Source organism: Kluyvera intermedia, from assembly GCF_034424175.1.
GTDB lineage: Bacteria > Pseudomonadota > Gammaproteobacteria > Enterobacterales > Enterobacteriaceae > Kluyvera > Kluyvera intermedia.
Genome location: NZ_CP139986.1, coordinates 2,407,460 through 2,421,573, shown reverse-complemented (window position 1 = coordinate 2,421,573; position 14,114 = coordinate 2,407,460). Strand labels below are relative to the sequence as shown.

10 protein-coding genes are annotated in these 14,114 nt (G+C 51.1%); 6 read left to right on the top strand and 4 right to left on the bottom strand.

Translation table 11 applies throughout. The annotated features are described in order from the left end of the window. The first annotated feature begins 191 nt into the window (after positions 1–191). The 6 genes from fdnG to U0026_RS11670 all read left to right on the top strand — a co-directional run bounded on the left by fdnG (position 192) and on the right by U0026_RS11670 (position 7,902). Positions 192–3,239, top strand: a complete 3,048-nt coding sequence (gene fdnG, locus U0026_RS11695; RefSeq protein ID WP_126440747.1) for a formate dehydrogenase-N subunit alpha — start codon at positions 192–194, stop codon at positions 3,237–3,239. An 11-nt stretch (positions 3,240–3,250) separates the two neighbouring features. Further along, positions 3,251–4,138: a formate dehydrogenase subunit beta gene (gene fdxH / locus U0026_RS11690; RefSeq protein WP_062773590.1), complete on the top strand. Its 888-nt coding sequence runs from the start codon at positions 3,251–3,253 to the stop codon at positions 4,136–4,138. After that, a complete protein-coding gene (gene fdnI / locus U0026_RS11685; protein ID WP_062773592.1) occupies positions 4,131–4,787 on the top strand; it encodes a formate dehydrogenase-N subunit gamma in 657 nt (218 codons plus the stop codon). Before fdxH ends, fdnI begins: the two co-directional genes overlap by 8 nt. Positions 4,788–5,002: 215 nt before the next feature. Further along, the gene (locus U0026_RS11680) at positions 5,003–5,881 is read left to right on the top strand and encodes a hypothetical protein (RefSeq protein ID WP_062773595.1); all 879 of its coding nucleotides are present in this window, start codon (positions 5,003–5,005) and stop codon (positions 5,879–5,881) included. A gap of 175 nt (positions 5,882–6,056) precedes the next feature. After that, positions 6,057–7,214, top strand: coding sequence for an MFS transporter AraJ (gene araJ / locus U0026_RS11675; RefSeq protein WP_062773598.1), 1,158 nt, complete (start codon positions 6,057–6,059; stop codon positions 7,212–7,214). A 127-nt stretch (positions 7,215–7,341) separates the two neighbouring features. Next, complete coding sequence (locus U0026_RS11670; protein WP_062773601.1) at positions 7,342–7,902, top strand: hypothetical protein; 561 nt, start codon at positions 7,342–7,344, stop codon at positions 7,900–7,902. A 40-nt stretch (positions 7,903–7,942) separates the two neighbouring features. Here the strand turns inward: U0026_RS11670 and adhP are convergent, their stop codons facing one another. From adhP to U0026_RS11650, 4 genes are all read right to left on the bottom strand, one after another. Then, a complete protein-coding gene (gene adhP, locus U0026_RS11665; RefSeq protein WP_062773604.1) occupies positions 7,943–8,953 on the bottom strand; it encodes an alcohol dehydrogenase AdhP in 1,011 nt (336 codons plus the stop codon). Positions 8,954–9,202: 249 nt separating this feature from the next. Continuing rightward, entirely contained in the window at positions 9,203–10,915 is a 1,713-nt protein-coding gene (locus tag U0026_RS11660; RefSeq protein ID WP_062773607.1) for an ATP-binding cassette domain-containing protein, read from the bottom strand. 472 nt (positions 10,916–11,387) lie between these two features. Further along, positions 11,388–13,082, bottom strand: coding sequence for an NAD-dependent malic enzyme (locus tag U0026_RS11655; protein ID WP_062773610.1), 1,695 nt, complete (start codon positions 13,080–13,082; stop codon positions 11,388–11,390). A 228-nt stretch (positions 13,083–13,310) separates the two neighbouring features. Continuing rightward, complete coding sequence (locus tag U0026_RS11650) at positions 13,311–14,069, bottom strand: class I SAM-dependent methyltransferase (RefSeq protein WP_062773613.1); 759 nt, start codon at positions 14,067–14,069, stop codon at positions 13,311–13,313. Between the last annotated feature and the right edge of the window lie 45 nt (positions 14,070–14,114).

Below are 14,114 nucleotides of genomic sequence, written 5' to 3'. Positions count from 1 at the left end.
TTGTGTTTATAGCATTTTTTCTTTGCGGTCGGTGATATTTCTCTTTGCTGTCTAACCCTTAAGGGTTAGTAAAAATCGCCACCCCTGACTATTAAGGGGGCCACCGTTTTCGACATTGATTTGACGCAAAAAAATCAGGGACATTGCTGTTAGTTTCACCCCCGAAGTACATCCATACAATGAGGAAAACAATGGACGTCAGCCGCAGAAAGTTTTTTAAAATCTGCGCGGGCGGTATGGCTGGGACGACGGCTGCGGCGCTGGGGTTTGCCCCAAAATTAGCGCTGGCTCAGGCGCGTAATTTTAAATTACTGCGCGCCAAAGAAGTTCGTAATACCTGCACATATTGCTCCGTAGGTTGTGGGCTTTTGATGTATAGCCTGGGTGATGGGGCGAAAAATACCCGTGAAGCGATTTACCACATTGAAGGCGATTCGGATCATCCGGTAAGCCGTGGTGCTCTGTGTCCAAAAGGCGCTGGGTTGCTGGACTATGTGAATAGCGAAAACCGGCTGCGTTATCCGGAATATCGTGCCCCGGGTTCTGACAAATGGCAGCGTATCTCCTGGAATGATGCCTTCGATCGCATTGCGAAATTGATGAAGGCCGACCGCGACGCCAACTTTATTGAAAAGAACGAACAGGGCGTAACGGTTAATCGCTGGCTCTCCACCGGGATGCTGTGTGCATCTGCGGCAAGTAATGAGACCGGTATGCTGACGCAGAAGTTTGTGCGCTCACTTGGCATGCTGGCGGTAGATAACCAGGCGCGCGTCTGACACGGACCAACGGTAGCAAGTCTTGCTCCAACATTTGGTCGCGGTGCGATGACCAACCACTGGGTTGATATCAAAAACGCAAACGTCGTGATGGTGATGGGCGGTAACGCCGCTGAAGCCCATCCAGTGGGATTCCGCTGGGCGATGGAAGCGAAAAACAATAACGATGCGACGCTGATTGTTGTCGACCCACGCTTTACGCGTACGGCGTCGGTGGCGGATATTTATGCGCCGATTCGTTCCGGTACCGACATTACCTTCCTGTCGGGCGTGCTGCTGTATCTTATCGAAAACAATAAGATCAACGCCGAATACGTGAAGCATTACACCAACGCCGGGCTACTGGTGCGGGATGATTTTGCTTTCGATGACGGTCTGTTCAGTGGTTACGATGCCGAAAAACGTCAATATGACAAGTCGTCGTGGAACTATCAGTTCGACGAAAACGGCTATGCTAAACGCGATGAAACGCTGACTCACCCGCGTTGTGTGTGGAACCTGCTCAAAGAGCACGTTTCTCGCTATACGCCGGATGTGGTTGAAAACATCTGCGGGACGCCAAAAGCCGATTTCCTGAAAGTGTGTGAAGTGCTGGCCTCAACCAGTGCCGCTAACCGTACCACCACCTTCCTGTATGCGCTGGGCTGGACTCAGCATACCGTCGGGGCGCAGAACATCCGTACCATGGCGATGATTCAGCTGCTGCTGGGCAATATGGGGATGGCAGGCGGCGGTGTGAACGCCTTGCGCGGCCACTCTAACATTCAGGGTTTAACTGACTTAGGTCTGCTGTCGACGAGCATTCCGGGTTATCTGACGCTGCCGTCAGAAAAACAGGCTGACCTGCAAACCTATCTGACCGCCAATACACCGAAAGCGACGATGGCCGACCAGGTGAACTACTGGGGTAACTATCCTAAGTTCTTCGTCAGCCTGATGAAGTCGTTCTACGGTGATGCGGCGAATAAAGATAACGATTGGGGCTTTAACTGGTTGCCGAAATGGGATCAGGCCTATGACGTTATTAAATACTTCAACATGATGGATAACGGCAAAGTGACTGGCTACATCTGCCAGGGCTTTAACCCGGTTGCGTCGTTCCCGGATAAAAACAAAGTTGTCCGTAGCCTGAGTAAATTGAAGTACATGGTCGTTATCGATCCATTAGTGACCGAAACCTCGACCTTCTGGCAGAACCACGGCGAATCAAACGATGTCGACTCGTCAACCATTCAGACCGAAGTCTTCCGTCTGCCGTCCACCTGCTTTGCGGAAGAAGATGGCTCTATTGCCAACTCCGGTCGCTGGTTGCAGTGGCATTGGAAAGGTCAGGATGCACCAGGTGAAGCGCGTAACGACGGCGAGATCATTGCCGGTATTTATCATCGTCTGCGCGAGATGTATCGCAACGAAGGCGGTAAAGGTGTTGAGCCGCTGCTGAAAATGGGCTGGAACTATAAGCAACCTGACCATCCAGAGTCCGAAGAAGTGGCAAAAGAGAATAACGGCTATGCACTGGCCGATATCTATGATGCCAACGGCGTGCTGGTCGCGAAGAAAGGTCAGTTGCTGAACAGCTTCGCACTGCTGCGTGATGACGGTACCACCTCATCTTCCTGCTGGATTTATACCGGTAGCTGGACTGAGCAGGGTAATCAGATGGCTAACCGCGATAACTCGGATCCGTCAGGTCTGGGGAATACGCTGGGTTGGGCATGGGCGTGGCCGCTCAACCGTCGCGTGCTGTATAACCGCGCATCTGCGGATGTGAATGGTAAACCGTGGGATCCAAAACGGATGCTCATCCAGTGGAACGGCAGTAAATGGACGGGTAACGATATCCCGGACTTTAATACCGCGCCTCCGGGTAGCGCTACCATGCCGTTTATCATGCAGCCAGAAGGGTTGGGTCGTCTGTTTGCCATCGATAAGCTGGCAGAAGGGCCGTTCCCGGAACACTACGAGCCGATGGAAACGCCGCTGGGGACTAACCCGCTGCACCCGAACGTTATCTCCAGTCCGGTTGTACGTCTGTATGAAGAAGATGCAGTGCGTCTGGGTAAAAAAGATAAGTTCCCGTACGTGGGTACCACCTATCGTCTGACCGAGCATTTCCACACCTGGACCAAGCATGCGCGTCTGAACTCGATTGCACAGCCGGAACAGTTTGTTGAAATCAGCGAAGGGCTGGCGAAGGCGAAAGGCATTGCTAATGGCGATCGCGTGACCGTCAGCAGCCAGCGTGGCTTTATCCGCGCGGTTGCCGTGGTAACTCGTCGTCTGCAAACGCTGAACGTTAACGGTCAGCAGGTGGAAACTGTCGGGATCCCGCTGCACTGGGGTTATGAAGGCGTGGCGCGTAAAGGCTATATCGCCAATACCCTGACGCCAAACGTCGGCGATTCCAACTCGCAAACGCCAGAGTACAAGGCGTTCCTGGTTAACATCGAGAAAGCGTAAGGAGCGTTTAAATGGCGATGGAAACACAAGACATTATCAAACGCTCTGCAACGAACCCGATTACACCCGCGCCTCGTGCGCGGGATTATAAGGAAGAAGTTGCCAAGCTTATCGACGTCTCCTCCTGCGTGGGCTGTAAAGCCTGCCAGGTGGCCTGCTCCGAGTGGAATGATATCCGCGACGAGGTAGGGCATTGCGTTGGGGTTTACGATAATCCAGCCGATTTGAGCGCCAAATCCTGGACGGTGATGCGCTTTAGTGAAACCGAACAGAACGGTAAGCTGGAATGGCTGATTCGTAAAGACGGCTGTATGCACTGTGAGGATCCGGGCTGCCTGAAAGCTTGTCCGTCCGCCGGGGCAATTATTCAGTACGCCAACGGGATCGTCGATTTCCAGCAGGATAGCTGTATCGGTTGTGGTTACTGCATTGCCGGGTGTCCGTTTAATATTCCGCGCCTCAATAAAGAGGATAACCGCGTCTATAAATGCACTCTGTGTGTAGACCGCGTTAGCGTGGGTATGGAACCGGCCTGTGTGAAAACCTGTCCGACTGGTGCCATCCATTTCGGTACTAAGAAAGAGATGCTGGACGTGGCGCAGGAACGCGTGGATAAGCTCAAAAAACGCGGCTATCCGAATGCCGGTATTTACAACCCCGAAGGGGTGGGTGGCACACACGTGATGTATGTCCTGCATCATGCGGATCAACCGGAGCTTTATCATAAGCTGCCAAAAGATCCGGCTATCGATACCAGCATCAACCTGTGGAAGGGCGCGCTGAAGCCGCTGTCTGCCGCTGGCTTTATCGCCACCTTTGCCGGGCTTATCTATCACTACATTGGTATTGGCCCGAACAAAGAAGTGGACGATGACGAAGAGGAGGATGGCCATGAGTAAGTCGAAAATGATTGTGCGCACTAAGTTTGTCGATCGCGCCTGTCACTGGACGGTGGTTATCTGCTTCTTCCTGGTGGCGGTATCGGGGATTTCGTTCTTCTTCCCGACGCTGCAATGGCTGACCGAAACCTTCGGGACACCGCAGATGGGGCGTATTCTGCACCCATTCTTCGGCGTACTGATTTTCGTGGTGCTGATGTTTATGTTCGTCCGCTTCGTTCACCACAATATTCCGGATAAGAAAGATATTCCGTGGGTATTGGGGATTGTTGAAGTGCTGAAAGGCAACGAGCATAAGGTCGCGAAGGTCGGCAAATATAACGCCGGGCAAAAGATGATGTTCTGGACCATTATGAGCATGATTTTCGTGCTGCTGGTGACCGGGGTGATTATCTGGCGTCCTTACTTTGCGCCGTATTTCCCGATTCAGGTCATTCGCTACGCATTACTGATTCATGCTACGACGGCAATCATTCTGATCCATGCGATCCTCATCCATATGTATATGGCATTCTGGGTCAAAGGGTCGATTAAAGGGATGATTGAGGGCAAGGTGAGTCGTCGCTGGGCGCAGAAACACCATCCTCGCTGGTATCGTGAAGTTGAGCGCGAAGAGGCGAAGAGAGAGAATCAGGAAGGTATTAAGTAACGTTCTTTTCTGAGAACAGAGAGCGGTTTGACATTTCCATTCAGGAAACGTTGAACCGCTTTTTTTTGACCACAAAACGCAACTAATCGACCTGTTTAAATCGCCCATACCATAACTAACCCTTCTAATACTTTACGTCGCAACGTCATAAAGCCCAACTATGATTAGGTTGTCTTTATTAAGTTGGTTCTGGCTTCGCAGTACGGAGGGGGAATATGGACAATAAACATCAAAAGCAGTTGGTTGATATTACTGAAATATCTCAACGCGTTAATGTTGAAAAGCCCTATTTTGCTTTTCAGCAACTTTGGCTTGATGACGATTCATTGACGGGGACGTTTACTTCTGAACAGCCTCTTGTCTATGAAAATGGTCTCATCACGGCGGGTGAACTGGGAAGGCATATGGCGATTCTGGGAAGCTGTACAGCCGTTGCACTCCATAATGGGCCTGAGGGTTATTATCTTGCAACCAAAGCGCATTTTACGCGCAAGCAAAATAACCAGGCCACGGTGCTCGATGTTTTTCATGCCAGCGCCAGGGTTTTGAATATTGATAAACGCTCGTTGAAAGTGACGGCGCAGGTATGGAACCAGGAGCCGGTGGCAGAACTGATATGCGAGTATACCATTCTTTCTCCAGCGTTATTTCAACGTAACTTCCGACACTACACGGATGATAGCCCGTCAGCACACATCCATTCTCCTTATCAACATCCAGTGCCTATTTATAACCTTAATTTCCAGCATGATACGCTCGATGCCTATGCAGGTCCTTTGTCTCCTTCCCAATGTGCGGGTCATTTTGCAGGTTATCCATGCTGGCCGGTCGCTATTATTTCGCAAACCGCATTTCAGGTGACCGGCGAATTACTGGTGAGAAAATATGGTGCCGGAACACGTTTCTGCGTACAGGAAACGCAGTTGTCGGCGGATAAACTTATCGGGGCTGGGAGTGTTTTGCGATTCAACATCGAATTAACGCCGGATCCTGAAAATGCCTGTTTAGTTCAAAGCACTGTAAGTGTTTACCACAATGATGAGCGGGTTGCATCTTTAGTGAACCAACTGGAATTAGCCTTAACAGCGTCGTAATACACGCTATCACGTCACCTCAATTCTCGTATCACTCGTCAAAGTTGTGAAGACATGGGTTATTCATACTGTCTTTATGGATAAACATGTTGTCGGGAGATTTTGTCTGGTCTGCCTTTAACGAATGGTCAATAATGCCATCCCGCAAAGGCAACATAAACAAGTGATTAGAGGGATGAAAAAGACAATTTTTGCATTGGCGCTTGGCACTTTTGGGCTGGGAATGGCTGAGTTTGGCATTATGGGCGTGTTACCCGAACTTGCGCATGATGTGGGGATTTCGATCCCGGCGGCCGGTAATATGATCTCCTGGTATGCCTTTGGCGTGGTGATTGGCGCACCGATTATCGCGCTGTTCTCAACGCGCTTTTCTTTGAAATCTATCATGCTGTTGCTGGCTGCGCTGTGTATTCTCGGCAATGCGATTTTCACGCTCTCATCAAGCTATACGATGCTGGCGTTGGGCCGACTGGTGTCGGGATTTCCCCATGGCGCTTTCTTTGGTGTCGGGGCGATTATTCTGTCAAAGATTGCGCCACGAGGAAGGGTGACCGCGGCCGTTGCCGGGATGATTGCCGGTATGACGGTAGCCAATCTGGTGGGGGTTCCTGCCGGTACGTGGCTGGGGCATCAGTTTAGCTGGCGTTATACTTTCCTCGCCATTGCCATTTTTGATGTGGCGGTGCTGGTGGCGATTGTTGCCTGGGTGCCGACGCTGTTTGATAAGTCAGACGCCCGACTGCGTGAACAATTCCACTTCCTGAAAAGCCCAGCGCCGTGGCTGATTTTCGCCGCGACCATGTTCGGTAACGCCGGGGTCTTTGCGTGGTTTAGCTATATCAAGCCATTTATGATGAATGTGTCCGGTTTTCAGGAGGGCGCGATGATGTTCATCATGATGCTGGTGGGGCTGGGGATGGTTCTCGGTAATATTCTCAGCGGGAAGCTGTCAGGGCGTTACAGCCCACTGCGAATTGCGGCGACCACTGACGGCGTTATCGTTGTGGCATTGCTGCTGATTTTTCTGCTCGGTGGCATGAAAGTGGCTTCTCTGACGCTGGCGTTTATCTGCTGCGCTGGGCTGTTTGCGCTGTCGGCACCATTGCAGATTATGTTGCTGCAAAATGCGAAGGGCGGCGAAATGCTGGGGGCGGCGGGAGGGCAAATTGCCTTTAACCTCGGCAGTGCGATTGGTGCCTTCTTTGGTGGTTTGATGATTACGCTCAATTTTGGCTGGAATTCGGTGGCGTTACCAGCGGCAGCGCTGTCGTTTCTGGCGATGTCGTCACTGCTGCTTTACGCCCGTTACCAGCAACGCGTGGCGGTAGCCTGAATATGACGGCTGGTGGAGAGCATTCGCCAGCCGTCTAACCCTACCAGATTTGGTATTTAACCTGACCGCCGATGACGAGTACCGTTAACGCTGACAATTGCGTCGTGTTTAAAGACAAAGGATCGGCATGTTAAAATCTACGATCGTCGCGCTGGTGGTTTTACTGGCCGGTTGCGTCAGCCAACCCTCATTACCTACCACCGATACTATCGTCAAAATTAAGACGAGCGACAGCAGTATTGTTGCCAACTCCGACAAGTACAGTTATCGATTTTTTCGCACGGGCCTACGTACCGAATTTCAGCGCTATAAAACCTTCTATGAGAGTTTTCAGCAGCAAATCCTGGGTGTGCGGGTCAATTTCAACGTGACCAATCACGAAGTGGTGGCGGAATATACGGCGATTGTCGATGGGCGACGACTGGATGATACACAACGTACACAGTTAACGAGCGTGTATAAAGCCACGAAAATGGATCAGGGTTACTTTGGCGTATTGTTCAAGACCGACGGTTTTTGGACAGAGATTTCGCCACAGGAACTCGATGATAGCTACAAGCTAAAATCGCCGATTGTGGTCAGCATTAATGATAAGACGAAGGTGATGTCACCGTATGCTGGCGTGCTGTTACTGCCAGTTTTCCCTTTGGTGATGATGTATGGTTGTGCGACGGGGCCGTGTGTTTAAAGGAATAAAGCCTCTCCCGTAGCGGGAGAGGCGCTGAGCATTAATGGCGTAAATCAATAACCATACGGCCACGGATCTGGCCTTGCTCCATCTCTTTAAAGATGGCGTTGATGTCACCAAGCGGGCGCATCGTGACTTTTGGTACTACTTTGCCTTCAGCGGCAAACTGGAAGGCTTCGATCAGATCCTGACGAGTACCTACCAGAGAACCAACGACCTGAATACCGTCCAGCACCAGGCGTGGAATATCCAGACTCATCGATTCTGGCGGCAGACCCACGGCGACCACGCGGCCACCGGCACGAACGGCATCAACCGCAGAGTTGAATGCGGCTTTCGCAACGGCTGTTACCACCGCAGCGTGTGCGCCACCGGTTTTCTCCTGCACGATTTTGGCGGCATCTTCACTGCGTGAGTTGATGACCAGGTCGGCGCCCATCTCTTTTGCCAGCGCCAGCTGTGCATCGTTGACATCCAGCGCGATAACTTTGGCGTTAAAGACGTTTTTGGCGTATTGCAGCGCCAGGTTGCCCAGTCCACCAAGACCGTAAATAGCAATCCATTGTCCCGGTTTGATACCGGAAATCTTCACCGCTTTGTAGGTGGTAACCCCTGCGCAGGTGATGCTGCTCGCGGCGGCCGAGTCAAGACCGTCCGGCACTTTGACCGAGTAGTCAGCGGTCACGATGCACTCTTCTGCCATCCCGCCATCTGCGGTGTAACCGGCATTGATGACAGAGCGGCAAAGGGTTTCGTTACCGCTATTACAATATTCACAGTGACCACAGCCCTGGAAGAACCACGCCACGCTGGCACGGTCGCCAATTTTAAGTGAGGTCACACCTGGGCCGACTTCAGTGACAACGCCGACACCTTCGTGGCCGAGAATGACACCGGTCTTATCACCGAAATCGCCGTTTTTAACGTGCAAATCGGTGTGACAGACACCACAACACTCCATTTTTAACAGGGCTTCACCGTGCTGAAGAGGACGCAGCTTTTTATCGGTAACGTTAACCTGATGATCGTGAGTGACAACAGCAGCCTTCATAGCCTTACTCCTGGATTATGTATTTGATAATAATACTCATTAATGATTAGTCATTAAGGGCAAAATTGCAAGGTAGCAAGAGGGGATAATCTGGTGGGTTTACAGTTAAATAGCGCTAACCGTTCATAAATATGCCATTAAACGGTTACCTTCTGTTCATCATGGTCTTATCGCCAGGAATAAATTCTGATGCTCAGTATTATCCCGGCGTCGCGATGCTCGGCCGGGATCGGTTTAGCTTTGTTTGGGTTAACTTAACTGGTGGTTAAGCTCTGCAATCTCCTTTTGCCATTGCTGCTGTAAATGCCGTTTTTGATGTTTTGGTTTACGCGCCATGTCCTCCGCTAACAGTTGTTCCAGGCTAATCAACCGCTCAAGGAGATCATCGCCATTGAGGTTATTCTCTGCGGCAAGCGTGGGCGTTTCATCAACAACAGGGTGGCGAACGGTATTTCTGAGTTGTGCGTAAACCTCATCTGCGTCGTGCCATTCGCTAAGTCCGTTGTCATCGATTAACCAAAAACGATTGCAGCTTTGGCTAATTAACTGACGGTCATGGCTGACGAGCAGTAACCCTCCAGGATAGTCACACAGCGTTTGCGCCAGCGCTTCCTTACCGTCCATATCCAAATGGTTGGTCGGCTCATCGAGTAACAGCAGGCTGTAACGGGCAAGAGATAATCCCACGAACAGCAGGCGCGAGCGTTCGCCGCCGCTGAGTGTGCTGATTTTTTGCCCGTGACGTGCCCAGTTAAATCCCGAAGAAATAAGCGCCCGTTTGCGTATTTCTGTCGACGGCTCGAATGCTTCCAGTGCATCAAGCAGGCAGGCATTATCTGATAATTGATGCAGCGTTTGGTCGTAATAACCGGGATTCAGACGGGGATGGAGTCGTAGCCCAGCAGTGTCCACACCTTGTCGCATCTGCCGCCATAATAGACGCAGTAATGACGATTTTCCGCCGCCGTTGCGCCCCATAATGGCCACACGGTCGCCGCTTTGTAACCTCGCTACTCCCGTGGTAAACAACGGCGTTAAGCCAGGGGCCGGTGGGACAGGCAACTGTTCCATTTCAAGTAATCTGTCTGCGCGTAGAACATCGCCGTTTAGCGCCAGTTTCCAAGGCGTTCCCTGAGTGAGTTCGGTCTGGCTTTCCTTTAGGCGCGATACCTGCTTTTCCATCTGCTTGGCTTTACGTGAGAGATCTTCGTTGTCATACACCCGGCCCCAGGTAGCGAGCCGCTTAGCGCTGGCGGTGACGCGGTCGATTTCCTTTTGCTCTGCCTTATGGCGTAGCGTATCGCTTTCATCCTGAATCTCTAATGCTTGCCGTGCCGCGCTGCACGGAAGAGAAAAGGCGTGCAGGGTATTATCACGTAAAATCCAGCTGGTATTGGTGACGGCATCCAGCAAGGTGTTATCGTGCGACACCAGCACAAAGCTGCCGTTCCAGCCATTCAGGAAACTTTCCAGCCATAACAACGTCGGCAGGTCGAGGTGGTTGCCGGGTTCATCAAGCAAAAGGAGATCCGGTTGCAGAATCAGCGCGCGAGCCAGCAGCAGGCGAGTGTGTTGCCCACCGCTTAGCGTTGATGCCGTTTGTTCTCGCTCGGCGGGGATGAAGCCCATTTCCAGTAATAGTCGCTCAGCCTGCCAGCGTTGACTTTCGCGAGCAGAAACCGGGAGCTGCGCTAAAACGGCTTGCATCAGTGATTGATTTAGCAATGCCTGGGGCAAGTGCTGCTCTACACGAGCCATTAAGCAGTGACCGGCAAGAGACACTACGCCTGAAGAGGGGGCAATGGTACCGTCAAGCACCTGTAATAAGGTACTTTTCCCGCAGCCGTTATAACCAATCAGGCCAATGCGGTCGCCTTTTTTCAGGGTAAAGGAGAGTTGGGTGAAAAGAGGGCCGAACGCCGTCTCAACGTGAAGAGATTGTGCCGTTAGTAATGTGCTCATTTGCTTACTCAAGAGTTACTGGCATAAGAATGCCTCGTCAAACATAGCTGACGATAACCTTGTAAGCCCGAGGGAAGGGATTAAGAGTGGGTGTCTTCGCTCAAGCCGAAGTTATCGCAGCACGATATCGATAACGCTTGAGCTGGTGCGATCACCAAGGGTATGTGAAATATTAATATTTTCACAGTACAGCATAATTAGCCTCCTTATTTTGTTGTCAGGTTGAACGTTGAATGCAGTGTAGCGTTGCGGATGTTATTTCGCCAGAAAAGAAAAGTATTAGTTACAACATACATGTTATGGGTTTTTAATATCGTCACCTCAAGCATCGTGCTTAAAAAGACTCAATAGTGGGGTGAAGCGGAAATAAACCGGCGTCGCATTCGCTCAGCCGGTCGTAGGCCGAATAAGGAAACGCCGCCATCCGGCAATGTGCGCGGCTATGCCTGATGGCGCGCACATTGCCGACTCGTTAGATGGAGGTTCGACGGTAGTTACGGTATTCCGGCTGCCAGAAGTTATCATCAATGGCTTCTTGCAACGCATCCGCTGACGTATTCGTCGCGACACCTTGCTGTTGGGCCATTTTGCCGACCGCAAATGCAATTGCCCGCGAGACTTTGTGAATATCCTTAAGCTCCGGTAGCACCAAACCTTCGCCGTGGGTTGCAAGCGGTGAGTGTTTCGCTAACGTTTCACTTGCGGACATCAACATCTCGTCGGTGATACGTGAAGCACCAGATGCTATCACGCCCAACCCGATTCCCGGGAAGATATACGAGTTATTGCACTGTGCAATAGGGTACACCGTATCTTTCCAGACCACCGGCGCAAATGGGCTACCGGTGGCGACCAGTGCCTGGCCATCAGTCCAGCTAATGATATCTTGCGGGGTGGCTTCAACGCGCGAAGTCGGGTTAGACAACGGCATCACGATAGGACGTGGGCAATGCTTGTGCATTTCACGGATAACGTCTTCGGTGAACAAACCTGTCTGGCCAGAAACGCCAATCAGGATATCCGGTTTCGCATTACGAATAACATCGAGCAGGGAGATTTCGTCGTTCTCATGCTCCCAGGACTCAATTTTTTCCTGCTTCTGCGCCAGTTTACTCTGGAAAGCTAACAGGTTAGGCATTTGATCGGTCAGCAGACCAAACCGGTCAACCATAAACACGCGACTGCGTGCTTGCTCTTCGCTGAGCCCTTCACGTTGCATTTGCGAAATAATCTGTTCGGCGATACCGCAACCGGCAGAACCTGCGCCAAGGAAGACAACCCTCTGCTCATTGAGTTGGCTGCCCGCCGCGCGGCTGGCGGCAATCAGCGTGCCGACGGTGACAGCCGCTGTGCCCTGAATATCATCGTTAAAGCAACAAATCTCATCGCGATAACGATTAAGCAACGGCATAGCGTTTTTCTGTGCGAAATCTTCAAACTGTAACAGCACGTTTGGCCAGCGCTGTTTTACTGCCTGGATAAAGTCGTCAACAAACTGATAATACTCATCATCGCTGATACGCGGGTTACGACAGCCCATATACAGCGGATCGTTGAGCAACTGTTGGTTATTGGTACCAACATCCAACACCACCGGCAGCGTATACGCTGGGCTAATACCGCCGCAGGCGGTATATAACGACAGCTTACCGATAGGAATTCCCATGCCACCGATGCCCTGGTCGCCAAGACCGAGAATACGTTCACCGTCGGTCACCACGATCACTTTAATGTTATGGTTTGGAACGTTTTGCAGAATATCGTCCATGTTGTGACGATTCTGGTAGGAAATGAAGACACCGCGCGCCCGGCGATAAATTTCGGAGAAGCGTTCACAGGCCGCGCCAACGGTTGGGGTATAGATGACCGGCATCATCTCATCGAGATGGCTCTCCACTAAACGGTAGAACAACGTTTCGTTGGTATCCTGGATATTACGAAGATAGATGTGCTTATCGATTTCAGTTTTGAAACCTTGATACTGGATCCAGGCGCGCTCGGCCTGTTCTTCAATACTTTCGACGACTTCAGGCAATAGCCCAAGCAGATTGAAGTTGCTGCGTTCTTCCATGCTGAACGCACTGCCTTTATTCAGCAGGGGAAATTCCAACAGAACCGGCCCCGCATAGGGGATATAAAGGGAACGATTTTTATTGCCTGATAACATCTTACGTTAACTCCGTTGTCTTCACTTCAGACCCCGTAGGGGCTGTCAGAAACTGCAGCGCGCAAGATTATAGAGCAACGATTAACACGATGGTGACAAATTGGAGGTAAGGGCACAAAAAAGCGTGCGAATGATGGTAATTTCACCAATGAAAGTTCTACAAGGGATTTTAGGTGACGTTGTCACGTCAAATCCCGGCGTCGCCATGCTCGGCCGGGCTACGTTTTATTATCGTGCCTCAAACATGATGGTATCGCTTACAAAACTGCCATCATCAGCAATAGCAAAATGCGCGCCTACCTCATCTGAAACTTTACTTTGCAGATAGCGAATCGCCTCAACGATATTTTCCGGGGTTTTCATTCGCGCGACCCAGGAAGAGAACTCCAGGTGCAGTTTATCGCCAACCAGTTTCTCAACCACCATCCCACGACTGTTGACCATCGTCAGCCATTGCCCCTGTGAATAGTTATGAATATGCGAAGGATCGCGCAGCATTTCGATGGTTTGCAACCAGACATCGAAAATCGCTTTTCCTGGTGTCGCAATATCCATCATGATGAAACGGCCACCGGGTTTCAGTACGCGACGGATTTCCATCAGTGCCGCTTGAATATCATGCCAATGGTGCGCCGAATAACGGCTGATGACGATATCAAAGCTGTTATCGGTAAATGGCAAAACTTCCGCAGGCCCCTGAGTACAGCTGATATTACTCAGCCCTCGTTTTTCGGCCTCTTCGGCAACGACTGCCAACATGCCTTCTGAAAGATCGTAAGCCGTTACTTTTGCGACCCTGGGTGCGGCTGTAAAGCTGGCGTGTCCTGCGCCACAGCCGATATCCAACAGGTTTGCGTGCTTATCGTCAGCTAACCACTCTCCCAGACGTTGTAAATCAGCGCCTTGCGCATGAACATTGCTCTGTAAATAGGCTGCCGCCTGACCGCTAAACTGTGACTTGACTAAGGCTTCATGATGGTTGCTCATACCGGTCTTCCTCTGTTGTTATGTTCTTGTTAAAACGGACTATAC

What these genes read in the sequence shown, in the direction of transcription:
- fdxH (WP_062773590.1), top strand. Translation starts at nt 3,251, where the DNA reads ATGGCGATGGAAACACAAGACATTATCAAACGCTCTGCAACGAACCCG.
- adhP (WP_062773604.1), bottom strand. Translation starts at nt 8,953, where the DNA reads ATGAAGGCTGCTGTTGTCACTCACGATCATCAGGTTAACGTTACCGAT.
- U0026_RS11660 (WP_062773607.1), bottom strand. Translation starts at nt 10,915, where the DNA reads ATGAGCACATTACTAACGGCACAATCTCTTCACGTTGAGACGGCGTTC.
- U0026_RS11650 (WP_062773613.1), bottom strand. Translation starts at nt 14,069, where the DNA reads ATGAGCAACCATCATGAAGCCTTAGTCAAGTCACAGTTTAGCGGTCAG.
- fdnI (WP_062773592.1), top strand. Translation starts at nt 4,131, where the DNA reads ATGAGTAAGTCGAAAATGATTGTGCGCACTAAGTTTGTCGATCGCGCC.
- U0026_RS11670 (WP_062773601.1), top strand. Translation starts at nt 7,342, where the DNA reads ATGTTAAAATCTACGATCGTCGCGCTGGTGGTTTTACTGGCCGGTTGC.
- araJ (WP_062773598.1), top strand. Translation starts at nt 6,057, where the DNA reads ATGAAAAAGACAATTTTTGCATTGGCGCTTGGCACTTTTGGGCTGGGA.
- U0026_RS11680 (WP_062773595.1), top strand. Translation starts at nt 5,003, where the DNA reads ATGGACAATAAACATCAAAAGCAGTTGGTTGATATTACTGAAATATCT.
- U0026_RS11655 (WP_062773610.1), bottom strand. Translation starts at nt 13,082, where the DNA reads ATGTTATCAGGCAATAAAAATCGTTCCCTTTATATCCCCTATGCGGGG.